Consider the following 22,416-nt stretch of genomic DNA (forward strand, 5'->3'; position numbering starts at 1 on the left):
CGCGCAGCCCACGCGTGACGTCAGCCGCGTTGCGGGGCAAGCCCGATCAGGTGATCGTCGCCGCGCACGGCATCCGCCAGATAATCCATAAGAGCGCGAACGCGGGCATTCCGGCGAAGATCCTTATGGGTAACGAGCCATAGTTCGGCCGTCAGCTCCGGCAACGGTGAATAGACCGGCTTCAGGTTCGGCCACATGTTGGCGAGCATGAACGGCAGGGCCGCGCAAGCGCGGCCATGGGCAACAAGGGCCGCGACCGTCATCATGCTGCTGGAACGGCATATGATCCTGGCGTTCGGGATGGCCGTCTCGATCCAGCTAAGAACCTCCCGCGCAGCCGCCACCCCGTCCCAGCAAACGAACTCCGCGCCGGCAAGCTCCGGCAACGAACCGGGTTTACCAAGGCGAGCGGCCGTACCGGGCGATGCGAATATACCCCAGCCGAGCGTTCCGACCTTTCGGGCGACAAGGCTTTCTTCCTGCGGCCGCCGGGGCCTGATGGCCATATCCGCCTCGCGATCGACAAGGCTGAGGCGGCGGTTGTCGGAGACGAGTTCGACCGACAAACCGGGATGCGACGAACAAAAATGCGGGAGATGACGGGCAAGAAAGCAGGTCGCCAGAACTTCCGTCGCAGTCACCACGAGACGGCCCGAAAGCTGCTGGTCCCGGCCCGTCACGGCACGATCCCCGGCGAGAGCCTCCTGCTCCATCCGCTCCGCCGCCCGGACGATCTCGCCCCCGGCATCGGTTGGTACATAGCCCGCGCGTATCCTCTCGAACAGCTTGACGCCGAGCTCTTCCTCCACCCGCTCAAGCCGACGAAAAACGGTAGAAAAGGTGACGCCAAGCCGCTCGGCGGCGCCGGCCAGTCCATTGGCGCGCGCCACTTCGAGCACCAGACGATAATCGCTCCAGGCCAGCATTTATTTGCACCTTTGCAAACTCAATTCGCCAAATAACAAGTTTATTTAATATTCTGCAAATTGCACGCTCATCGGCAATTCCTCGCGAACGATGGAGCCATGAATGAGCGATCTCACAATTCTCGGCGGCGGTTTCGCCGGCGTCTGGGCGGCCATGAGCGCCGCCGCGGAGCGCAAGGCCCTCGGCGAGGAAAACATAACGATCTCGCTTGTGACCAAGGACCCATGCCTGACGATCCGGCCCAGGCTTTACGAAGGGGCGAAGGAGGAAATGCGAGTGCCGCTCGCCCCCCTCATGACGACGATCGGGGCAAACCTGATAACGGCCACGGCGAGCGGTATCGACCCGGGGTCCCGGAGCATAGACCTTGCCGATGGCGGAACGCTGGCCTACCGCCGGCTGGTGCTGGCAACCGGCAGCCGGCTGAAGCGAATCCCCGTGCGAGGTGCCGACGAATATTGCCATTGCGTCGACACCTACGAAGAAGCGGCAAGCTTCGACGAAAAGCTCGTCAGCCTGCGCGACACCGCGACGGCGATCGTCATCGGCGCAAGTTTCACCGGCCTCGAGCTTGCCACGGAACTGCGTACGCGCATGGGAGCAAAGGCGCGGATCGTCCTTATCGACAGCGCCGAGCGAGCCGGCATCGAGCTTGGGAACAATCCCCGCGCGGCTATCGAGGAAGCACTCAACGATTGCCGGATCGAGACCCGTTTCGGACGCACGGCCGAGAGAATTTCCGCCGGCGAGATCACGCTCGACGACGGCGAGCGCATCGAGACGGACGTTACGGTGCTCGCAACGGGCATGGAGGCAAGCCCGCTAACGAAATCCATCCCCGGCGAAAAGGACAGACACGGCAGGCTTATGGTCGGCCCCGACCTGAAGGTGTTCGGAGCGAGCGATATATTCGCGGCCGGCGACACGGCCAATGTGCTTGCCGACGACACGCACGAAGTCTTCATGTCCTGCCAGCATGCCATGCCACTTGGCCAGTTCGCCGGGCACAACGCCCTGCGCGACCTTCTGGGCCTGCCGACGCGCGCCTTCAGGAAGGAATTCTACGCGACCTGCCTGGACCTCGGCCCGTGGGGCGCGCTCTTCACGACGGGCTGGAACCGCGAGATCCAGAAAGCACGCGAGGAAGGCAAGGAGATGAAAAGGCAGATCAATACGCAATGGATCTACCCGCCATCACCCGACCTTGGTGCGGACGCCATTTTCGAAGCCGTCGCGCTTCCCGTCGCCACGGATCCGGAGCCCCGCGAAGTCAGGTCAGCGTGAAAGGCACGATGCCGCGGGCGTCCGGATCAAGCTCGATCTTCCGGTCGACCGCCGGAAAGGCGCGCTCCAGACAATCGTCGCGCGGGCAAATGCGGCAGTTGATGCCGATTTTCGCGACCTCGCTTTTCTCGCCGATGGCGAGGCCGTCCGCATAGACGATCTCGCTGGCGTAGGAAATCTCGCAGCCAAGGCCCAGCGCATAGCGACGCTCTCGGGTCTGGTGGCTTGTCGGCGGCTTGACCGTGCTACGGGCAAGGCAAAGATAGCGCGAGCCGTCCGGCATTTCGCCGATCTGAACGAGGGTGCGCGCCGGAAGCTGCTCGAACGCCTCATGCACGTTCCACATCGGGCAGGCGCCACCATAACGGGCGAACTGGAAACGCGTGGCGCTGTGGCGCTTGATGACGTTGCCGGCACGGTCCACTTTCAGGAAATAAAAGGGAATTCCCTTGTTGCCCGGCCGCTGCAGCGTGGACAGGCGATGGCCGACCTGCTCCAGCGAGGCGCCGGCGACGATCTGCATGCGGTCGAGATCGTGACGCGTCGAGCGGGCAAGGTCGAGAAACGCCTGATAGGGCAGAAGCAGCGCGCCCGCATAATGGTTCTGAAGGGCCAGGCGGCAGACCTCCTCGGCCCCTTGCGCGCGAAAACCTGCCCTGGCCACATGGTCGTCGATGATCTCCGCCGCCTCGAAGCGGGCAAGCAGGCCGGCAAGCAGAAAGTCGCGCGTCGACTGCGGCAGGGAAAGCGCGACGATCGCCATCCGCCGGGCGGGATCGAAATGCATGATCGGCCCGTGCGGATCGCCAGCGTCGCTTACCGCCACGGTGACGCCGTGGAGCCCCTCCAGACGCTCGACGATCAGGCGCGCCTTCTCATGGGACCAGGCGAGGCCAAGATCGGCGGCGGTCTTTTCCGCCGCGCGGTCGAGCGGGTCCACGTAATTATCGATGTAATGGAAATGATCCCGCACCTCCTCGTAAGGGAGCGCGGCGCGGGCTTCGGCGCGCGGCGAAGTGCCCTGTGCGTTTATGACATCGTCGACCGAGGCCTGATGCTCCAGAACCCTGCGCATGGCGCCGTGAAGATCGAGAAACGCCTTGGCGAAATCCGGCGCATGGGTGGCGACCGACTTCAGGTCCTGCAGACCGGGCTTCGCACCGCGAAACATCGGATCGGCAAGCGCTTCACCGAGATCGGCGACGATACGCTCCAGATCGTCGGCCTCGAAACTCGCCATGTCGACGGAGAACACCCGCCCGACCGAAAGCAGCACCGCGGCCGACAAGGGCCGCTGGTTCGCCTCAAGCTGATTCACGTAAGAGGCTGAAAGGCCGAGGCGTTTGGCAAACTCCATCTGCGTGAGGCCCTGCCCCTCGCGCACCTTTCTGAGCACGTGACCCGCGAAGATTTTCTTGGCCATAAGGCTAGGTCCTGCAAATTGCAAAATTTTTACAAGATTTCTCCTGTCATTTTTACATCTAGCAATTTTGCAACGCAAACTTTATCCGTCTTCCTATCGCGGTGCAGCAAACCGGCGTGAAACGCCAGAACGGCTGCCAGCCGCATATCCAGAGCGTGGCCTTTAAAAAGTGGTATCGGATGACGCGCTCTGTCTTATCTGTTTATCGCATGTCCTTGCCCCAAAACCGGTACCCACTTTTGGGGGACATGCTCCAGGGAGGTGACAGCAATGGACGGGATTGGCGCGCTTCAGTTTTTCGAAAAGGACGTTCCGGCTCACGACGTCGAGGACGATTACCGCCCGGCGGCGCGCGAGCGCAATTCCACGATCGACGTCCTGTCCTCTCGCCAGCGCGAGATCGTGCGCCTTGCCTCCGAAGGGTTGCTGAACAAGCAGATCGCCTATGAACTGGGCATAACCGTCGCGACCGTGAAGGCGCATATGTCGCTCGCGATCGAACGGCTTTGCGCCAAGAACCGCACCCATGCGGTGGCGATCTACGTGCGCTCGATCCTCACTCACTGAACGCCGTCAGATCGGGTCCGGCCCGTCGTAGGTCCACCGGTACTTCGGCGGGGTCGGACCCTTGTTGCGCCCGCCCTGGTTCATCTGCTCCCAGGCGTGGGCGAGGATGCCGACGGAGCGCGACAGGCAGAAGAGACCGCGGGCAAGCGGCGGCGCGAAGCCAAGCTCGGCGTAGATCACCGCCGTCGCGCCGTCGATGTTCATCGGCACCGGCTTGCCCTTGCGGGCGTTGAGTTCGGTCTGTATCGCGCGGCCGATCGCGGCAAACCTGCCCGAGACCACGCCCTTTTTCTGCGCCTCGTCAACGAGCGAGAGCAGGCGCGGGGCGCGCGGATCGACCGGCTTGTGAAAGCGGTGACCGAAACCCGGCACGTAAGGCGTGCGCTCCGTCTGCCAGCGATCTATCATCTCTCCTGCATATGATGGGCCGCCGGCCTCGTCGATCATATGGTAAAGCTCGACTGCCTGTTCGCCCGCCCCGCCGTGGACGTCACCCAGCATATTCACCGCCGATGCCATCGCGCTGTTCAACGGCAAGCCGCAGGTAACGGCCATGCGGGACGCCGCGATGGAGGGCGCCTGCGGCCCATGGTCGACGGCGGCGACCAGCGCGCATTCGAACAGCGCCGCCTCCTCCGCATTCGGCAAATCGCCACGCACCATCAGCCATATCATCTGCGGAAAGCTGACGCTGCCGATCAGATCCTCGATCGGGTGGCCCCGAAACCGGATGATGCCCGGCGCCATATCGATGATTTCGGTGCGCCACCAGTCGGAAACGTCGCTACGCTCGATGCTCATATCGCGCCCTCGGATTTCAGACGGTCGACCTCTTCGCCCGTAAGACCGAGCGCGGCGTAAATCTCACGATTGTCCTGCCCGAGAACGGGAGGCGGGCTTTCGACCGAGGGCGGCGCGCCATCGAGCTTCACGCCCGTTCGCAGGACGGTGATGTCGCGCCCGACGCCCGGCACATCGGCGAAATCCGCCAGCATTCCGCGCGAGGCGACGACCTCATGCGCCAGAATTTCCGGCACATCGAAAACAGCGCCGGACGGCACGCCTTTCGCATTCAACTCACGCGCCCATTCGCGTGCCGGCCTCGACTGGAGCGCCTTTTCGATCTCCGCCTTCAACGCGAAGCGATGCCGTTTACGTTGCTCGCGCGTTGCGTAATCGGCATGCGACAGCAGATCCTCCCGCCCGATATGCCGGGCAAGGGTCTGCCATTGCTCGTCCTTGTTGGCGGCGATGTTCAAAAGGCCGTCGGCGGCCTGAAACGCGCCGGAGGGTGCCGAAGTCATGTTCTCGTTGCCATGGGCGGCAGGCATGACACCGGCGATCAGCCAGTTGGAGACGACCCAGCCCATGGTCGCGATAACGGATTCAAGCATCGAAACATCGATGAAAGCGCCCTTCTCCCGGTCATTGAGAGCCGCGCAGATCGCGAAGGCCGCCGTCATGCCGCCGATGGTATCGGCGATCGGATAACCGACCCGCAATGGTGACGAAGCCTCGTCCCCCGTGATCGACATGACGCCGGCGGCACCCTGGATGATCTGGTCGTAAGCCGGGCGATGCGTCCACGGCCCGTCCTGCCCGAAGCCGGAAATCGCGCAATAGACGAGCTTCGGATTGACCTCTTTCAGAACTTCGTAGCCAACGCCGAGCCGGTCCATTACGCCGGGACGGAAATTCTCCACCAGCACATGCGCCGTTTCGACAAGCTTCTTCAGGAGCGCCTTGCCGTCATCATGCTTGAGATTGACGGTCACGGATTTCTTGCCGGCATTTTGCGCCAGGAACGAAACGCCCATGAGCTTATCATTCAACTGAGCGTCCGCGCCGAGCTGGCGCGCAAGGTCGCCCCGCCCCGCCGCTTCGACCTTGATGACCTCGGCACCGAAATGGACAAGCTGATGACAGCAGAACGGGCCGGCAAGCACATTCGTCAGATCGAGAACGCGTATGCCCGCAAGAGGTTTGCTCATCTGAAGTCTCCCAGGGTCTGGCCCCGCCCCCACTGCGGCGTATTGGCGATCGCGCCCGCCCACCTGCGGAATGCGTCTTGCGAATGTGGAATTGATTGTTCTATTCTACAGAACGATATTTAATGTAACAGAACGAAACTGCAATTGGAAGCGGCAGGCGAAATGACATCCGCAACCCCGAAAGACGATGGCACCGGCGAACGCGGGGTGGAGGCCGTGGAACGGGCGCTACGGATTCTCGATTGTTTCGGCGCAGAGGACAAAAGCCTCTCGCTTGCAGAGCTTTCGCGCCGTTCCGGCCTTTACAAAAGCACCATCCTGCGGCTGGCCACATCCCTTTCACGCTTCGGCTATCTTCGGCGTGAGGAGAGCGGCCACTTCCGCCTTGGACCCGCACTTTGGAGGCTCGGCGCGCAATATCAAGGCCAGTTCAGCCTGGAGGAAATCGTCCGCCCGAAACTGGACCGCCTGGTGGAGGCGACCGGCGAATCCGCTTCCCTCTACATTCGCGAAGACAATTTTCGCGTGTGCCTCTACCGCCGAAATTCCCCCCGGGCCGTCCGCCACCACCTGGACGAGGGCGCGCGATTTCCCCTGGACGAAAGTGCCACGGCAAACGTGCTGAGAAGCCATGCCGGCCCCGGCCGGCCCCCCGGCGGCACCACTGCCGGGGAAGGACATGCGATATCCGTGGGCGCACGCGATCCGGACGTCGCCTCCGTCTCGGTTCCGGTGGTCGACCGCTCCGGCAATCTGGTGGCGGCGCTGACGGTTTCGGGCCTGGCGGGACGCTTCACCTCGCGCAAGCGTGAAGATGCTGTTAACCTTTTGAAATCATGCGCAAGAGAAATAACGGGAGAACTGCCAAATTAACGTAACTGTATACGATTCCAATCACCGCGATATTCGGGATTGTTGTTTTCAGCGATAATCTGTACGGTTAATTAATTGGGTTGAGGCACGGGCAATAGCGTTTGAGCCAAGTCATGGCGGAGCGCGTTAACGCAACTAGTTTTGGAAATGGACTGCTTGTGCAAAGGCTCAACATGCACACATTTGTCACTCTAAGACGTAAGCTTGGCGCCTTCTCAACGATTCCGGATCGCGAATTCGATGCTCTTGCCGAAAGAATCGGAAAACCACGGGTTGTAGAATCGCGTGAGGAATTGAACCTCGACCATTCCTGGCCGCACAAGGCCTTCCTCATCAACGATGGCTGGGCCTGCACGTACAAGCAGCTGCCGAGCGGCGCGCGGCAAATTGTGGACGTCGCCGTGCCTGGCGATATCCTGGGCATGCGCTCCTTGATGCTGCGCAATCTCGATTTCGCTGCGGCCATGATCACGACGTCGGTCGTCTACGAAATCTCATCCAGGGCGATGTTCGAGCTTCTGGATATAGCCCCGCGGCTCGCCGCGGGTTTTCTGTGGTCGTCCGCGCGCGAGGAAGCGCTTCTCGTGGAACGCCTCGTCGGCGTGGGCAGGAAAACGGCCCTGCAACGTGTCGTCCATTTCTTCCTTGAACTTCAGGACCGCCTCTCGCTGGTCGGCAAGTGCAGCGACGGAAGCTTTTCCTGTCCGCTGAACCAGAGCCAGATCGCCGATGCGCTCGGCCTGACTTCGGTGCATCTGAACCGCATCGTGCGCGAACTTCGCCAGGAAGGCGTCGTAAACCTCAAGGACGGCTGCGTGGAATTCCTCGATCTCGACAAGGCTACCGAGATCGCCCAGTACAACGCCGCCTATCTCGATCACGTGGCAACCGCCCGACGCGGCCAGACGAAACTGGCTCAATAATGCGTCTCGCAGCGGTCTGACCGAGCGGAATCAAAATAGCCCGGAACGACCTACCGATCTTCGCCCGACGAGAAATGTTGAGGCGCAGTTGGCACCGGTTGCAGGCGGGAGTGGCACGCCTTGTGAAGCCTGGGCAGGAACGCCCAGATATCCCGGTTGAGAGCGCGCAAATCCTCGATCGACTTTTTCATCTGCGCGAGGCGCTGCTCGTCCACCGGCTTGATCTCGCCCCATTTGAGCTGGCCGCGCACCTCCAGGAGCTTGAGGGTCTGCGTGTGGGTGATGTCCCCCTCCGGCCCGAGCATGTAAAGGCAGTGGTTGAACTCGTTGCGCGTGCGGCTTGCCTTGTTGAAGCGCTTGATCAGCCTTTGCAGATCCGCGGCTACGTCCTCGTCCTGGATCTTGACCTTCGCAAGCCTGTCTATCAGGTCGAGCCGCGCGCGGGTGGTGTTCAGGGTGGTGAAAACGATCGCCGCCGAAATCTCGTCACTGTCGAGAAGGATGTTCAGGACATAGATGAACAGGCTCTCGTTGTTGGACCAGCTGAACACGAGACTGCCGATGAGCGAAAGGATCGTCGTCCTTTGCTCCGCCGTCCTTGGCGCGTTCGCCTCCATGGTTTCGAAGTCGGGGCTCGGTGGCAGTTGAGCCATTTCATCCTCAGTCGCATCATTCGCCATTTGCATTCGAATATGCGCTCTCGTCACGATAGATCAAATTATAGTACAATGTTTGTTGAGATTTCAGAAGTCATTCGAGACCGCGAAATCCATGAAATTAAATACAAATCCGTCTCATGACGTAAAGTCGACCCGTTATCGAAGCGCGTTTGGCGGACCGGGGCGGCCGGGGTACTGCGATGCTGGAGCTTTGGAAGGCGCGAAAAGCCCGTAAGGCGGCGGTTGCCACAATTGCGCCGATGGTTCGAAGGTCCGAATTCCAGGGCAGCCGCATCACCGACCATCACTGGCTCGACGCCTATATGATCGGTTTCGTGATGATGCTGATAAGCCTTGTCGCAAGGCGGCGCGTCCATTCGATCGACGACGATACGCTCGGCATCGTCCAGGCCGAGGCCTGGGAGGAAATCACCGGACTGCCGGGCAATGTCGGAGGCGAGGAGGCCTGCCTGCTCAGCGTCAACGGACATCGCGATTTTCAGCGCGGATGCCTGAATGCGATCGCGTTCATGGATGCGATGACGGCTGGCGACGCCGGCTTCGCCCCCGATCCGCGCTTGCCCGAAATTCCAGGCGCGGGGGGCGAGCCTTCCGGAGCGGGCAGCGAGCGCGACCGCCAGCTCATGGAGCTTTGGCATGAGTTCTTCGAACAGCCCGTAACGCTCGAACCATTCCAGGAAGCGCAGGTAGACCCGGCCGACCGAGGCTGATTTCCTCAAGATACGGAAAATGCAATACCGCCGGCGGGCGCCTTTCAGTTGCGCGAGCGCTGGCGAGCGTTGCCGGAAGGCCTGCGGCCACGACGACGCCCGAGACGCGGCGGAAGCACCTGCTCCACCGCGTCGAGGAAAGCGCTGTCGTTTTCAGGTTCGCCGAGCTCCAGCCGGCGCACCGTATCCAGAAAGGCTTTGTATTGCGCAGGATTGTCCGTCGGACGCTCCGCCGGTTTCGTCCCGTTGCGCCGACGGCCTCCCGGCTCGGCAGAAGTTCGTGCTTCCGTATCCCGAGACATGATATCCTCCCGCGTCAGACAGGATGGAAGGCGGAGAAAATATCTTCAAGTGCCGTTGCCCGGCGCCGCTCCAACGCTTCGCTGCGAGGCTCGGTCCGCGGCGGCATACTGAGCCGCGGCGTCGGGCCCGACCCGGCCGGCAGGGACGGACGGATGCGCGCCACCGACGAATAGATCGCCTTCTGCAGCCGATAGGTCAGGACCTTCGCCGTCTTCGGCGAAACGCCGAGCGCCCGCTCCAGCTCACGCGCAGGCACGACATGATCCGCCTGGGCGATCAGGTAAATCGACTGAAGCCACACATGCAGCGGCAGGCGGCTTGCTTCGAAAACGGTGCCGATCTTGACGGTGAAAGGCTTCAGGCAGCCGTAGCACTTGTAAGTACCGATGCGGGTGCTCGACCCGTTCAGCTTCCTGATGTTGCTGCTTTCCTGGCAATGCGGGCAAACGGGCCCGCGCGGCCATACCTTGGATTCGACAAATTCATAAGCAGCTTCTTCATTGCGAAAACACGCAAGCGACAAGAGTGACATTCGCGACTCCCCCGGCATACTCCGTACTCGACGCCAGCCCCAATTCCACGAAATGCTTATTTTATTTAGTATTTTTATTGGATAATTATACGAAGTTCATGCCGTACAGTAAAGCACGAGACGCACATTGTGCTTAATCCAACTCCCGATGTAACCATAATGCCATCATATCGAGGGTTGTCCGGTAAATTTCCTCACTCTCAAATAACGAAGCTGCACCCTCCACGATTTGCAAATCGACTTTACAACGCATTTTCTCCCTCGCCTGCCTGTTGACCTTCAGAGAACGAGCATCTTCCGCGCCGACGACAAGCAACGTGGGCGTGCGTACCTGATCCAGGACATCCGTCACCAGATCGGGACGCCCGCGGCGCGCGACGATCGCCGCCATGCGACCTTCGAGAAGGACTGCCGCCCGAATGGCCGCGGCCGTCCCCGTTCTCGCCGAAAGAAACGCCGCTGGAAGATGCGCCAGACGCGCATCGCCCCCGGCCCAGCGCATCGCCTCTACCAGTCGCGAACTCAATTTCGGGATATCGAAGACATTGGCGTGCTCGGCCGCTTCCATCTCGTCGATCAGGTCGAAAAGGAGGGTGGCGAAATTGCGCGAGCACAGATCTTCCGCCAGGCGGATATTTCTCGGGCTCAGCCGGCTCGACCCCGCCCCGAGCGCGAAGACGATGAGGCCAGCCGGCTTTCGCGGCAGCCGCAACACGCCCGGCAGGCGATCGTTTCCGATGATGACGTCATGAAGGTCGCGCGGCGTCGCGGGCCGGCCCGCCGCCAGCGCGGCGGGCCAGGGCGTTGAGCAGGAGGACGCCCCGCCCGCGCCCACGGATCAGGACTCCCGGAACGACCGGCTCATGGAGTCCTTCAGTGGCCTGATGAGATAGTTGAAGAACGTACGTTCGTGCGTCTTGATGTAAACTTCCGCCGGCATGCCGGGCGTGGGACGGAAATTCTGCACCTCTGCCGCGGAATCCTTGTCCAGGCTGATACGCACGACATAGGCATCCGCCGATCCCATGTGCTGATAGGTGTTCTGGTCGCTCGGCAGGGCGTCCGCCGAAACGTAGATCACCTTGCCTTCGATCATCGGCGTCACGCGCTGGCTGAGCGCCGTCAGGCGGATCGTCGCCGTCTGCCCCTCACGCACGTTGTCGATATCCTGCGGGCGGATGGGAGCCTCGATGATGAGTTCTTCCTGCACCGGCACGATCTCGAGAATGGATTTGCCGGGCTCGATAACGCCTCCGGACGTGTGATAACGCATCTTGACGACGATGCCTTCGTCCGGAGCGGTGATATTGATGCGGCCGAGAACGGAACGCGCCGAACGGATGCGCTCGCGAACGTCGTCGATTTCCGCATTCACCTCATGCAACTGCTCCACCACGTTCTTGATCGCGGTGTTGCGCGCAACCTGCACCTGCTCGGTGATGCGGGCGATGCGCTCGCGCGAATCGCCGATCTCGCCCGTAAGCCGTCCGATATTGCCCTGAAGGTTGGCACGGGCACGCTGCAGCGCCAGAATCTCCGGCTTGCGGATCAGCCCGCTCTTCAAAAGCCCCGTCTTGCCTTCCAGTTCCTCCTCGATCAGCTTGAGCTGATCGCGCACCGAGGACATTTCCGCCTTGCTGCCCGAAATACGCTGCTCCAGGGCGTTGATACCGTCGATCAATGTCGCTATCTCGCTTTCCAGCGTATCGCGGCGGGCGTTGAACGTCAGGACCTGCGCATCGATGATGCCGGCGACATCCGCATCCTTTTCGGCTTGCGCCTGAAGGGCCTTCGGCATGTCGACCTCGGGATCCCAGTTCATTTCCGCCTTGAAGCGAGCCTGCACCGCCTGAAGGCGCGCAAGCTTGAGCTCAAGGCGCCTGAGTTCCGCGCGCGGCGTCGTATCGTCGAGAATAAGAAGCGATTCCCCCTTCTCCACGTGGTCGCCCTCGCGAACCAGAATGTCCTTGATAACACCGCCTTCCAGGTGCTGGACGATCTTGTTCTCGCCTGTGGCGACGAAAACGCCGGAGGAAATGACTGCGGCCGCGATCGGCGCGGCATTCGCCCAGACACCGAAGCCGAGCAGACAGACGACCAGCAGTCCGTATCCGAAGAAGGTGGCCCTGCGGGTCGTCCGGACGATCTGCCGGTCCCATTGCTGGTCAATAGCCAGATAAGACATCTATCGCCGCTCCCATTCGCATTTTCTTTTCTTCATCCCACGTGCATCCGATTTGCCGGTCATTTGCGCGGCAGGCTCTTGGTGGATTTTCCCTTGGCGTCCGGGAGGTTGTTGCGCAGCAGTTCCAGCATGTCGTTGCGCTTGCCCATCGCCTGAACCGTGCCGCCCTTCAAAAGCATGATCTTGTCGACGCTCTTCAAAAGCGTCGGACGCTGGGTGATCGCGATCACGGTGATTTCCTTGGCCTTCGCCCGTTTCAACGCCCGCGCCAGCGCCAGTTCGCCCGGCGAATCGAGGTTGGAGTTCGGCTCGTCGAGCACCACCATGCGCGGGTCGCCGAAGAAGGCGCGCGCAAGGCCGATACGCTGCTTCTGACCGCCCGACAACGGCGAACCGTCAAGACCGATCATGGTTTCGTAGCCGGCCGAGAACTGAGAAATCATCTCGTGGACGTCGGCGGTTTCGGCGGCGTCGAAGATCGCATCGTCGCTTGCGTCGTCGCGCATGCGGGCGATGTTGGCCTTGATGGTCGCCGGGAAGAGCTGAACGTCCTGGGGCAGATATCCGACACTTTCGCCGAACTGGCGCGGATCCCAGTTGCGAAGGTCCATATGGTCGAGGCGGATATTGCCCGCCGTCGGCACGATGGAGCCGACCAGCATGCGCGCAAGGGTCGACTTGCCCGCCCCCGACGATCCGACGATCGCCATCGATTCACCGGGCTCAAGCTCGAAGGAGATACCGTTCAGGATAACCTTCTTGCTGGGCGGGGGAACATAGAGCACCCGCTCCACGGAAACCTTGCCGCGCGGGCGCGGAAGGCGCAGGCGCTCCAGATTGAGCGGCGAATTGACGAGGAGCGTGCGGATGCGGGCGTAGCTGGAGCGTGCCTGGATGAACCCGCGCCAGCCTTCGATGGCGCCTTCGATCGGGGCAAGCGCTCGGCTGCCGATGATCGAGGCCGCGATCAGCATGCCGCCCGTAATCTCCGAATGCAGCGCCAGATAAGCACCCCAGCCGAGGATCGCGATCTGGGTGCACAGGCGGGAGAACTTGGAGATGCCGGCGAGCATGACGTTATAGTCCTGCGCCTGCACCTGGGCCTTGAGCGATTCAAGCGTCTCGCGCCCCCAAAGCTGCACGCCTTCCGGAATCATGCCCATGGCGTTGATGACCTGCGCGTTGCGCGACATGGCATCCGCCTGGAGGTTCGCACGCGTGGCATAGGCATTCGCCCGGCCAAAGGGGACCGCGGTGAATTTCTGGTTGATGAGCGCGATCGTCATCAGGATCGCGCCGGAAGCCGCGACGATGTAACCGAGATCGGGATGGATCAGGAAAACCACCAGCAGGTAAAGCGGCATGACCGGAAGGTCGAAGAACGTAAGCAGCACCGGCCCGGTGATGAAGTTCCTGAGCGACTGCAGGTCATGCAGCACCTGGTACTCCCGGTTGGACCCGTTCTGCGAAGCCTTGGCGGCGGCACTCAGCACCGAGGGGCCGAGGCGCGTTTCGGTATCCACGGCGACCCGCATCAGGATCATCCGCCGGACCATGTCGAGCAGGACGTGAATGGCCAGCGCCCCCACGACGATGATGGTCAGCATGATCAGCGTATCGGTGCTGCGGCTTGTGAGCACCCGGTCCGAGATCTGGAACAGGTAGATCGGCACGCAAAGGACGATGAGGTTCACGAAGAAGGAGAACACGCCGATCGTGATGAGGTTCTTGCGGACGTTCGCCAGGCCGTCAGTCAGGACGTTGCGGAAATTGTCGTCGTAGAAGCGCTTCTGCATCTTCGGCGACTGATTGCCACCGTTTCCGCCACCGCCACCGCCGGCGCCGCCCGATCCGCTATCTCCCCCGCCACCCGACGTCTTGGCCGGTGTCGAGTTGCGGGTCTCCATCTTGGCCGTGGCACCTGTCGCCATATCGGAGGGCCGCGTCGCGGTATCCGCGCGCGCCTTCCCCTCGGCCGCACCATCGGTTTGCGGCTTTGCGCCATCGGCCTTTTGCCGCGAAGCATCCGTCTGCTTGCCGCCGGCGTCATGATCCTGCTTGCGCACGTCCGGCGAAGGTTCCTCCGCCTTTCCCGTCTCAGCTTTCGCCTGTTCCGGTTTGTCCGGTCCCTTGCCGGTTTTGCCGGCACTCACCTGCACGGGCTCAGGCTTTTCGGCAGCAGCCTGCCCGCCTGACGAAGAGGCTTCTGGGGATGCGGTTGCCGGCTTCTTTCGCGCATCGACAGATGTCGCGAACGCTTGCGGCCGGGAAGGATGCTGCGAAGATGCGCTCGCCTGATCGCTGCTTTGCTTCGGCACCACGGGTTGAGGCTTCGGCGTTTGAGTGCCTGCTGCGCCGCCGGCTTTCGCAGCCGGCTGCTTTTCCGCCTCCGTTTGCCGCGGCGTGGTTCGAGCTGCCGGATCCTCCGCCCTTTCAGGCTTCTTCGCTTCGTCTGCTGCCGCTGCAGCGCTTTCTTTTTCAAGTGCCGGAGAAACAGGCACCGGCCTTGCGGCGGGCCGAACTTCGAAATCCCGCGCAGCCGCCGGCCCCGAAAGGATCGCATCCACAGCCTTTACGGCGCTGTTCTCGATCTTCGCACTTTCATGCGGACGTGCATCGCCGGTTTCATGCCGTTTTTCAGGCCCGAAACGCGAAAGCGCCGCCGAATCCCGCGGCGGCTTTGCCTTGCAACCATTATCGGCATCGGCCTTGGCAGGCGTGGCCGGTGCATCGGGACCTTTCCCACGCCGTAGAGGATGGATATCCGCCACCGGTGCCCCGGCGCCGGCGGTTTTATCTTTCGCAGCTGCGGACCCTTCGCGCCCCACGCCGCGCATCGACCGATCGACAGGCTTGAGATCTATTGTCGGAGCGGACCGGGCAGAACCGGCCGCGGCGGCACACACCGGATTAGCCAACTCCGCCTTTTCGCGAAGCCGTTTCGCCAGGGAGTAGACCATGGCGTGCCCCTCGGAAGGAAATGACTCGGCCCCGACGTCGGACTCCTGCTTGAACCCGCCCCGGTCAAGACCGTCTTCATGCCCCTTCTTATTGCTGAGCTCCACCGCTATTCCCCCATATTTCGCCGCCCCTGCAAGCCAACATGCCTGCTTCAAGTTCAGGCGGCGTACGCGCTACACTGGAAATGATGATCGCCGGATGACGGCCGGGTCGCCGACGTAGCGACTGTCAGGTCATGACGCCTCCCAGCATGTCTCCTCCATTCGCGATCTCGGCGCCGCTCATGAAGCCCCCGCCGTCGTCGTCGCCGGAACCGCCGCCGGAGGTGTCGACGAATGCGACAAGCTCGCTCGCCAGTTGATCGACATCGCCGTATTCGATGTCGTCATCGTCACCGGCAACGATGTTGGTCTGCACGAGCATGGAATCCTCGTACATCTCGCCGCCCAGGAACTGGTCGCCATAGGCACCGAAATCGTAGATCGACGCGTAGTTTTCGGCCGTGTTCGCTCCGGTCGACAGATATTGCCCGCCGGCTCCCCCGCCTGGCGAGAACATCTGGACCGCGGTATCGACATCGGCGATGACGTTCTTCTGGCAAATGTAGTTTATGTCGTAGTAGTCGCCGGTGACGTAGAGGACATTCATCGTCGTCGAGCCGGCGCCGGAAATCTCCCACCAGGTTTCGGGCTGGATGTAATTCGCGTTCTCGACATCGTCGAGAAAGCTTTCCAGCTCGTCCGTGACTTCCTGGTATTCGCCGTCCCGGTAGGAGTAGATGCTGGCGGTATTGAGCAGATAGTTCTGCCCCGTATAGACCGACTGTCCGCCGCCGCCGTTTTCCGCCATCGAGGCCGACATTACGTAGTCGGAATCCTCGATGAAGTTCATCTGTTTGATGTAGTTGGCGCTGTGATAGTCGCCCAACACGACGATGAGATCGTAGCTTGACCCGAGATCGCTCAGCGAGATCAGATTGTACTGCCCCGTGTGGTCCACCATCAGGCTGTAGTTGGCCGTGCTCATGGACTGGACGGTGATGTCGGTCGAGCAAACGTAGTTTTCCTGGAACAGCGTCTTTATGTCGTAGAAGTCGCCGTGGACCGTCTCGATTTCCCAGTTGAAACCGGTCATCCCGCGATTGTCGATTTCATCGTCGAAGAGGGCCCGGTCGGCGAGTTCCGCCCGGTTCATGGCGACATTGCCGCCGGCTTCCACCAGTGGGCCGAATCCGTTGCCCGCACCGGCCACGGACACATGGTCGTTGTCGGAATAGATGTTGAGCTGGAAGATCGCGTTCGTGACGTGCCAGTTGCCCATGACGACCATTGTGCCGCAGGCTTCGTTGGCATCGACGATGACGGCCGTGTTGTCAGCGATCTTTCCGCCCACCGCCGCCGCCTGGAAGGGGCCTTCGTATTCCGCCTCTGCCGGCTCGATCGCCCCGGCATCAGCCAGGGATGCATCTTCCGATTCATCTTCTTCGTCATCATCCGCAAGGGCCCTTGGCATGAGCGGAGGCGCGCCTTCGCGGTGGCCGTCGTCATCGAAGAGGTCCAGCTTGACCTCGGTGCCTTCCGCCTGAAGCACACCATTGACGTACACACCCTGCACGACCTGCGGGGGCGCTTCGCCGGAGGATGCGATCTCCTCCTGGTGGTTTACGAAGAAATCGAGAATTTCCGCGCCGGTCGCGCCGTCGGGCATATAGGCTTCGGGGAAGGCCGCTTCCGCCAGTTCCATCATGGAGGCAAGGCTTGCCTCGACATCGACGTCATGCAGGTCGGCGATCCCGCTCTCCCAAACCACATTCACGTAGTTGTTCGTGTGCATGTGGTTGGTCTGGTGGATCTCGATCCACTTCTGGTCGCCACCTTCGAAGCGGATAAGGTAATAGTTCGGCTCGATCACGCCGGGAGCGAAATACAGGTTGGCGATGAATTGCTGCACCTGATCGCCCTGTACCGGATGGCCTATGTCCGCCTCCGGCACATTCGCGTCGTGCTTGAACCTGATCCTGATATCGTAAGAGGTGTCCTTCGTATGGGACAGGTCCACATGCGTCGCATTCGCGCCCATGCCTTCGAATGTGACCGGCGCGATGCTCGTAAGCTCGGGATCCACACCGAATTTTTCAGCTGCAATGTATTGTTCCCGGAGAAACTCTTCATAGGCAATTCTTGCACGCGCCAGTTCGTCAGCAAGGTGCAGGTAGCCCGCAAAGTGCCAAATGGCCTCTGTGACGCCTGGTTGATACATGACAGCCTCCTGAACTCTTTATTAAATGAGGCCGGAACTCTTTAGTCTTTTGCCTGCGTTTCCGGTTTAGCTGGGCAAATTCGGAGACGATTCCGCGCGGGAATGATCCCGCGCGGAACGTTTTTGCGGAGTTGGGTATCAGCTGTCGTCGCCCAGCACGTCGCCAGCGCCATCGCCACCGGCGATGTTCATGTTGACGCTGTTGTACTGGAGCTGTGCACCGACCACGATGTCGAAGTTGATCGACGAGTCGACATCGATGTTGGAATCGCCGATCCAATCCTGGTTGACGTGGCCGCCGTTGCCGCCATTGGCTTCGCCGCCGCCGCCGCCGCCGCCGCCGTAACCTTCGGCTGCAAGACCGTCGAACGACATGTCGCCGACCGTGCCGGCCGCACCGGACGCCGTCGCGGCGATGTCACCGATAGCGGAATCGCCCACCATCGCATCGCCGGACGTGGCCGCCGTGTCGAGGCGCGTGACCTGATCCGAAGCAGCGTTGCCGCTGTCGGCTGCCGCATCGACCCTGGAGTCCAGGTCGCCGGTGTTGGCATTACCACCTTCCGCATCGGCGTCCGCATCGGCGTCGATATCGGAATCGGCGTTACCACCTTCGGCATCGTTGTCGAGTTCGGCGAACTGGATACCGGCCAGGGCGTCGCCCGTGTCGGCATCCGCGTCGGCATCCGCGTCAGCATCTGCATCCGCATCGGCATCCGCATCGGCATCGCCGTCATTGTCGACTTCACCGAGCCGTGCAAGACCGCCGTTTGCATCAGCGTCCTGATCGAGCGTGGTGTTGTCGACGGCACCGCCGTTACCACCTTCGGATTCGACTTCGAACTCGTTGTCCTCGTTCTCGGCAAGGCCAAGGAGACCGAGACCAACCGCAACGTTAACGGAAGTCGCATCGTCGACGTCGGCGTCGCCGCCGTCGGAGTCGATGTCGGAACGGGCAACCTGACGCTCGACTTCGCCTTCACCGCCAGCAACATCGATGTCCTCGATCTCGCTTTCGTTGTCGGCATCGGCATCGGCATCTGCATCGGCGTCCGAATCGGCATCCGAATCCGCATCGGCATCGCCGCTGGTGGCTTCAGCCTCCAGTTCCTGCTCGATGTCGTCGATTTCGGCGTCGCCGCCATCGAGTTCAACGTCCTCGACTTCGGCTTCGGCTTCCGCATCGGCATCGCCGGCGTCGGAATCGGCGTCCTGATCGACGTCGATGTCATCTACCTCTGCATCGCCGGATTCGGTTTCAGCGAAGTTTCCGCCAAGGCCGAGTGCGCCGGCAGCGCCGGTATCGGCATCGACTTCGAGGTCGGCTTCGATGTCATCGACTTCGCCGTCGCCGCCTTCGGCGTCAACTTCGATGTCTTCGATGTCGAGGTCGCCTTCGCCGTATCCGCCGTCACCGCCTTCGGTTTCGGCATCGCCGCCATCACCGCCGTCATTGTCGCTGAACGGATCGACATCCACTTCCCAGTCATTCTCGATGTCCTGGAAAGCATTGTCGCCGTCGAAGTCGGTATCGCCGGTGAAGTTGTTGACCTGGTTGATGTTGATGTTATTGCCGTTGCCTTCCAGGCCCTGGATGACGTTCATCGCCTGGGCAACGGAATCTTCAACCTCATCCTCGATCTCTGCTTCGATCTCGGAATCCTCGATATCGACGATGTCGCCGCCGAGCTCCTCGGGGAAATCGATGTCGACCGTGTTGGAATTGTCGAGGGTGTTGTCTTCGATGTTGCCGATGTCGGCATCTTCGAGGTCGATTTCAGCTTCGGCTTCAGCTTCAACAGCGTCTTCTTCAAAGACTACGCCGCCGATGTCATTGTCTTCAAACTCGACATCGCCGCCATCGCCACCGTCACCGCCGTCACCGCCTTCGCCACCCTCTTGCTCAGCTTCCTGTTCTTCGAGTTCGGCTTCAGCGAGGAATGCAGCCTGCACGTCATCGACTTCGGCGGAGTTATTGCCGTTGACGTCGCCGCCACGACCACCATCACCACCGTCGCCGCCGTCTCCGGCTACCGCAACGATGGAGTCTTCAATATCGGCATTAGCGATATTATTATTACGATCGTCAGCCATTTGGGTACTCCACTAACAAAAGGACGCACCCTGCCTGTCGCTAAACCGCCTATCTTCTGCGTAGCGGAACTAGCGTTAAGACCCAGGTGCAAGTTTTCAGGTGGAAATCGGGATGTCTTGTCTACCGAAGACGGCGTGAGCCGTTGCGACGGTCAGCCCCCCGATCGGGTTGAGGTTCAATACGCACTACCGGATTTGACACCTCCCTTATTGACCAAGTACGGCTGCGCCGTCCCTGGCATGACTACGAGCGACACTATTGACGCAAAAGAACTTCTTCGCGCCTTTTACTTATTCGCCGTAGTTCTCAAGACATTTGGAAGGATGATTGACCGATACGCAGGCCAATCTCTTCCCGCTCCCGAGTTTTCGTAGGGACACTTGTTTTCGGAGACGCTTACTCAAACACCGAAACATCAATGACCCTACGGTATGATAGTGGGAAGTTTTCCAATTCCGGTCAATTTCGATAAATATTTTCCTCAACATGGATCAATCGTGTGGAACTTGGCGTACCACAGGATCGACCGCGAAATTGGGTGATACATTTTGCCGGGCAAGCGATTCATCGCATCGGTATTTTTTACGATACTCTTTGAATCTCAAAGGCTTAGACATCGTCGGAGGCACTGATTCGCCGAAAAGTCAAGCTCGATTAACTAAGTCATTAAAGAAGTGTAAATAGACACCCGGAAAAACGCTCCGGAACCGCGTCCGCAGCCCCTGCCTGCGGTCGGGAATTGTGAATTCTTAACACTTTAACCGGCTGCAGCGACGAATCGACCCGCTATGCCCGCATGCGACTCGCGACTCCACCGGCGCAGTTCCCGGACGCCTCAAATCGCCGTATCCCGAGATCAACCGAACCGAAATCATCCCGATTTCGGTTCGAAAGGTTGATCGTCAATTTATCGCGGAGCAACTTGTCTGCGCTCGTCCGAGCGCAGGTTGCTCCGTGGGCGCGAAAACGACTTCGACCTGCCACGTCGAAGCGCTTGATCGGGTGGCCAACCCGTCCTGCGCGCTTCTCCTTGCATCTCTTTGCCGTTTGTTGCGCCATTCCAGTCTTATTTATGGGGCCGTGACCTAGTGACGGGCGAGATGCCGGTAATGCTCCTTTATCTCCCGCGCATCGAACCAATGTCCGTCGGCGGCATGAATGACCGTATAATCGGCCAGCTCATGCGGGAGTTCGGCGACGGCGAAACGAACCGCCTCCTGAAATTCTCCGGAAAAGCGATGCATACGCCCTCCGTAACGTTCGATTACGTTACGCGGCGCTCCCAAAATCAACACGTCAGATGACATCGCCATATCGATCTCGTGCATGGTTTTCTCCATGCCCCCACGAAGTTGAAAAGCAACATCCGAAGACGGCTTTCGCCAACATTCCTTCCCCGTTCGGTCCAGAAGGTCAGACCGCAACGCGGCAAATCGGATTATTTGGAAGTCACGTCCGGTTTGGATGCTTCGGCGGCCGCTTCCACGGATTTGGCGCCGTTAAAGGCAGCATCCCGGAAGAGCGTCGTGAGCTTTTCCGTTTCCCTTACGTAATCCTTGAGCGTGGTCTCGACCCACTCCTGGTGGAGCTTGGCAAGCTCGCCGGCGTTCTTGCACTGCGCGGCGGACCGCTGCAGATCCAGATCCTTGTGGAGCCGCTCATTGGTGAAATCGGCCAACTCTTTCTGCCATTCAAGGCAGGCATTGAAATATGCGCGGCCACTTTCCGCCAGCGTCTCGGCAGCACCGGAAGACATCGGAAATTCGAACGGCATACCTGCGGCGGGCTGCTTGCCCTTTTGAACGCGCATGGAAACGACCTCCCGTCGATTTGCGATCGCGCCTGAAACCGCCGCCGACCGCGTCAGTAATCCGGTGTTTTCACCATTTTTTATTGACTGTTGCGGAGATACATCGATCCGATGGCAAGAATGTGTTCATGCTGCTGTTTTTAATCAAATTTGAACGTAATTTCGCCACTTGACTTACGGGAAAAGTAAAAACGAAATTCGCGTCAGCTATTTAGGGGGCGAGGGCGAAATTCACCTCGCGACAACCCTTACTCGAACACGATTCGGGGAAAACAAAAGGCGACAACCCGGTTCGGTGCGTCGACGATTTCGCTGATACGCAAGTCCCCGCAGACCGAACACAGCATATAGGCATCCTCCGGCGAAATCCCGCGAAGAGAGCAAAGCAGATCGACCATGCCCGAGGCCGCGTCGCGCGACGCCGCATCAGATCCGGCCCGATGCCGGTCGTCACCTCATAGCCTTTCGGATCGAGATGGCGCGTTACGGGCCCCGTCGCCGAAAAACGCGGGTGCCGAGGCCGTCTTGTCGTAGGTCCACAAGTTCAGTTTCGGCTCCGTGAACCGATCGGCCAGAAGCCCGAAGCCCGGAATGATCGCCGTCCACCCGAAGCAGGACGGCTGAAACTCGCGCACGCTCACCTTGAGCGCATCGCCCGGCTCGGCTCCTTCCACGTAAACGGCCCGGTTGCCGGATTGACCTTGTCCGGGTCCATGCGTGCGATATCGGCGGCCGTGCTTTCGCCCGTATAATGGCCGCCGGCGGCTCCATGCATTGGAACAGGAGCGTTTCGCCCGGCTTCGCATGCGCAACCGGAAGGATCGAGTTGTCCCAGCCACAGCGGTGATCGTGGCGGTGGATCGTATGCGCCAGGCCTTGGGTTCCCATCCCGC

Annotated in this window: 19 protein-coding genes and 1 pseudogene; 6 read left to right on the forward strand and 14 right to left on the reverse strand. The window is 60.8% G+C overall.

Going from position 1 to position 22,416, the window contains the following annotated elements; translation table 11 throughout:
- Positions 1-20 precede the first annotated feature (20 nt).
- On the reverse strand, positions 21-926 hold the full coding sequence (locus GR183_RS17160; RefSeq protein WP_160776904.1) for a LysR family transcriptional regulator: 906 nt from the start codon (positions 924-926) through the stop codon (positions 21-23).
- Positions 927-1,029: 103 nt separating this feature from the next.
- Here GR183_RS17160 and GR183_RS17165 point away from each other — a divergent pair, with 103 nt between their 5' ends.
- The gene (locus GR183_RS17165) at positions 1,030-2,211 is read left to right on the forward strand and encodes an NAD(P)/FAD-dependent oxidoreductase (RefSeq protein ID WP_160776905.1); all 1,182 of its coding nucleotides are present in this window, start codon (positions 1,030-1,032) and stop codon (positions 2,209-2,211) included.
- Here GR183_RS17165 and GR183_RS17170 read toward each other — a convergent pair.
- Positions 2,198-3,634 carry a helix-turn-helix domain-containing protein gene (locus GR183_RS17170; protein WP_160776906.1) on the reverse strand — a complete coding sequence of 479 codons (1,437 nt, stop codon included), beginning with the start codon at positions 3,632-3,634 and terminating at the stop codon, positions 2,198-2,200. The genes GR183_RS17165 and GR183_RS17170 overlap by 14 nt on opposite strands.
- A gap of 270 nt (positions 3,635-3,904) precedes the next feature.
- Here GR183_RS17170 and GR183_RS17175 point away from each other — a divergent pair, with 270 nt between their 5' ends.
- Entirely contained in the window at positions 3,905-4,201 is a 297-nt protein-coding gene (locus GR183_RS17175; protein ID WP_160776907.1) for a helix-turn-helix domain-containing protein, read from the forward strand.
- Positions 4,202-4,207: 6 nt separating this feature from the next.
- Here GR183_RS17175 and GR183_RS17180 read toward each other — a convergent pair whose 3' ends face one another.
- The gene (locus GR183_RS17180; RefSeq protein WP_160776908.1) at positions 4,208-5,002 is read right to left on the reverse strand and encodes a citryl-CoA lyase; all 795 of its coding nucleotides are present in this window, start codon (positions 5,000-5,002) and stop codon (positions 4,208-4,210) included.
- The gene (locus tag GR183_RS17185; RefSeq protein ID WP_160776909.1) at positions 4,999-6,192 is read right to left on the reverse strand and encodes a CaiB/BaiF CoA transferase family protein; all 1,194 of its coding nucleotides are present in this window, start codon (positions 6,190-6,192) and stop codon (positions 4,999-5,001) included. Before GR183_RS17185 ends, GR183_RS17180 begins: the two co-directional genes overlap by 4 nt.
- A 162-nt stretch (positions 6,193-6,354) precedes the next feature.
- Between GR183_RS17185 and GR183_RS17190 the strand changes: the two genes are divergently transcribed.
- Both GR183_RS17190 and GR183_RS17195 read left to right on the forward strand, forming a co-directional pair.
- Positions 6,355-7,065 (forward strand): IclR family transcriptional regulator, encoded by a 711-nt coding sequence (locus GR183_RS17190; RefSeq protein ID WP_160776910.1) that lies wholly within the window; start codon positions 6,355-6,357, stop codon positions 7,063-7,065.
- Positions 7,066-7,358: 293 nt separating this feature from the next.
- Positions 7,359-7,988 (forward strand): Crp/Fnr family transcriptional regulator, encoded by a 630-nt coding sequence (locus tag GR183_RS17195; RefSeq protein ID WP_160776911.1) that lies wholly within the window; start codon positions 7,359-7,361, stop codon positions 7,986-7,988.
- A 50-nt stretch (positions 7,989-8,038) separates the two neighbouring features.
- On the opposite strand, the gene GR183_RS17200 is transcribed toward GR183_RS17195, so the two are convergent.
- Positions 8,039-8,641, reverse strand: coding sequence for a hypothetical protein (locus GR183_RS17200; RefSeq protein ID WP_202396168.1), 603 nt, complete (start codon positions 8,639-8,641; stop codon positions 8,039-8,041).
- 206 nt (positions 8,642-8,847) lie between these two features.
- On the opposite strand from GR183_RS17200, the gene GR183_RS17205 reads away from it, so the two are divergent.
- Positions 8,848-9,378, forward strand: a complete 531-nt coding sequence (locus GR183_RS17205) for a hypothetical protein (RefSeq protein ID WP_160776912.1) — start codon at positions 8,848-8,850, stop codon at positions 9,376-9,378.
- A gap of 44 nt (positions 9,379-9,422) precedes the next feature.
- Here the strand turns inward: GR183_RS17205 and GR183_RS17210 are convergent, their stop codons facing one another.
- From GR183_RS17210 to GR183_RS17235, 6 genes are all read right to left on the reverse strand, one after another.
- Entirely contained in the window at positions 9,423-9,680 is a 258-nt protein-coding gene (locus GR183_RS17210; RefSeq protein WP_160776913.1) for a hypothetical protein, read from the reverse strand.
- Between the two features lie 14 nt (positions 9,681-9,694).
- The gene (locus GR183_RS17215) at positions 9,695-10,213 is read right to left on the reverse strand and encodes a transposase (protein ID WP_160776914.1); all 519 of its coding nucleotides are present in this window, start codon (positions 10,211-10,213) and stop codon (positions 9,695-9,697) included.
- A gap of 133 nt (positions 10,214-10,346) precedes the next feature.
- On the reverse strand, positions 10,347-11,048 hold the full coding sequence (locus GR183_RS17220) for an alpha/beta fold hydrolase (RefSeq protein WP_160776915.1): 702 nt from the start codon (positions 11,046-11,048) through the stop codon (positions 10,347-10,349).
- A 3-nt stretch (positions 11,049-11,051) separates the two neighbouring features.
- Positions 11,052-12,398: an HlyD family type I secretion periplasmic adaptor subunit gene (locus GR183_RS17225; protein ID WP_160776916.1), complete on the reverse strand. Its 1,347-nt coding sequence runs from the start codon at positions 12,396-12,398 to the stop codon at positions 11,052-11,054.
- A 59-nt stretch (positions 12,399-12,457) separates the two neighbouring features.
- Positions 12,458-14,719 carry a type I secretion system permease/ATPase gene (locus tag GR183_RS17230; RefSeq protein ID WP_376765780.1) on the reverse strand — a complete coding sequence of 754 codons (2,262 nt, stop codon included), beginning with the start codon at positions 14,717-14,719 and terminating at the stop codon, positions 12,458-12,460.
- Between the two features lie 868 nt (positions 14,720-15,587).
- Positions 15,588-17,618, reverse strand: coding sequence for a hypothetical protein (locus tag GR183_RS17235; protein ID WP_160776917.1), 2,031 nt, complete (start codon positions 17,616-17,618; stop codon positions 15,588-15,590).
- 102 nt (positions 17,619-17,720) lie between these two features.
- Here GR183_RS17235 and GR183_RS21810 point away from each other — a divergent pair, with 102 nt between their 5' ends.
- Positions 17,721-20,087 carry a hypothetical protein gene (locus GR183_RS21810; protein ID WP_208999896.1) on the forward strand — a complete coding sequence of 789 codons (2,367 nt, stop codon included), beginning with the start codon at positions 17,721-17,723 and terminating at the stop codon, positions 20,085-20,087.
- Positions 20,088-20,798: 711 nt separating this feature from the next.
- On the opposite strand, the gene GR183_RS17245 is transcribed toward GR183_RS21810, so the two are convergent.
- The 3 genes and pseudogenes from GR183_RS17245 to GR183_RS17255 all read right to left on the reverse strand — a co-directional run bounded on the left by GR183_RS17245 (position 20,799) and on the right by GR183_RS17255 (position 22,411).
- The gene (locus GR183_RS17245) at positions 20,799-21,041 is read right to left on the reverse strand and encodes a hypothetical protein (RefSeq protein ID WP_160776919.1); all 243 of its coding nucleotides are present in this window, start codon (positions 21,039-21,041) and stop codon (positions 20,799-20,801) included.
- Between the two features lie 110 nt (positions 21,042-21,151).
- On the reverse strand, positions 21,152-21,523 hold the full coding sequence (locus GR183_RS17250) for a phasin family protein (protein ID WP_160776920.1): 372 nt from the start codon (positions 21,521-21,523) through the stop codon (positions 21,152-21,154).
- A 248-nt stretch (positions 21,524-21,771) separates the two neighbouring features.
- Positions 21,772-22,411 (reverse strand): annotated as a pseudogene (locus tag GR183_RS17255) (acetamidase/formamidase family protein).
- Positions 22,412-22,416 lie beyond the last annotated feature (5 nt).

The sequence above is a fragment of the Stappia sediminis genome (assembly GCF_009826895.1).
Classification (GTDB): domain Bacteria; phylum Pseudomonadota; class Alphaproteobacteria; order Rhizobiales; family Stappiaceae; genus Hongsoonwoonella; species Hongsoonwoonella sediminis.

What these genes read in the sequence shown, in the direction of transcription:
- GR183_RS17180 (WP_160776908.1), bottom strand. Translation starts at nt 5,002, where the DNA reads ATGAGCATCGAGCGTAGCGACGTTTCCGACTGGTGGCGCACCGAAATC.
- GR183_RS17175 (WP_160776907.1), top strand. Translation starts at nt 3,905, where the DNA reads ATGGACGGGATTGGCGCGCTTCAGTTTTTCGAAAAGGACGTTCCGGCT.
- GR183_RS17190 (WP_160776910.1), top strand. Translation starts at nt 6,355, where the DNA reads ATGACATCCGCAACCCCGAAAGACGATGGCACCGGCGAACGCGGGGTG.
- GR183_RS17215 (WP_160776914.1), bottom strand. Translation starts at nt 10,213, where the DNA reads ATGTCACTCTTGTCGCTTGCGTGTTTTCGCAATGAAGAAGCTGCTTAT.
- GR183_RS21810 (WP_208999896.1), top strand. Translation starts at nt 17,721, where the DNA reads ATGATCCCGCGCGGAACGTTTTTGCGGAGTTGGGTATCAGCTGTCGTC.
- GR183_RS17225 (WP_160776916.1), bottom strand. Translation starts at nt 12,398, where the DNA reads ATGTCTTATCTGGCTATTGACCAGCAATGGGACCGGCAGATCGTCCGG.
- GR183_RS17185 (WP_160776909.1), bottom strand. Translation starts at nt 6,192, where the DNA reads ATGAGCAAACCTCTTGCGGGCATACGCGTTCTCGATCTGACGAATGTG.
- GR183_RS17210 (WP_160776913.1), bottom strand. Translation starts at nt 9,680, where the DNA reads ATGTCTCGGGATACGGAAGCACGAACTTCTGCCGAGCCGGGAGGCCGT.
- GR183_RS17245 (WP_160776919.1), bottom strand. Translation starts at nt 21,041, where the DNA reads ATGCACGAGATCGATATGGCGATGTCATCTGACGTGTTGATTTTGGGA.
- GR183_RS17170 (WP_160776906.1), bottom strand. Translation starts at nt 3,634, where the DNA reads ATGGCCAAGAAAATCTTCGCGGGTCACGTGCTCAGAAAGGTGCGCGAG.
- GR183_RS17205 (WP_160776912.1), top strand. Translation starts at nt 8,848, where the DNA reads ATGCTGGAGCTTTGGAAGGCGCGAAAAGCCCGTAAGGCGGCGGTTGCC.
- GR183_RS17200 (WP_202396168.1), bottom strand. Translation starts at nt 8,641, where the DNA reads ATGGCTCAACTGCCACCGAGCCCCGACTTCGAAACCATGGAGGCGAAC.
- GR183_RS17165 (WP_160776905.1), top strand. Translation starts at nt 1,030, where the DNA reads ATGAGCGATCTCACAATTCTCGGCGGCGGTTTCGCCGGCGTCTGGGCG.
- GR183_RS17235 (WP_160776917.1), bottom strand. Translation starts at nt 17,618, where the DNA reads ATGTATCAACCAGGCGTCACAGAGGCCATTTGGCACTTTGCGGGCTAC.
- GR183_RS17250 (WP_160776920.1), bottom strand. Translation starts at nt 21,523, where the DNA reads ATGCGCGTTCAAAAGGGCAAGCAGCCCGCCGCAGGTATGCCGTTCGAA.
- GR183_RS17160 (WP_160776904.1), bottom strand. Translation starts at nt 926, where the DNA reads ATGCTGGCCTGGAGCGATTATCGTCTGGTGCTCGAAGTGGCGCGCGCC.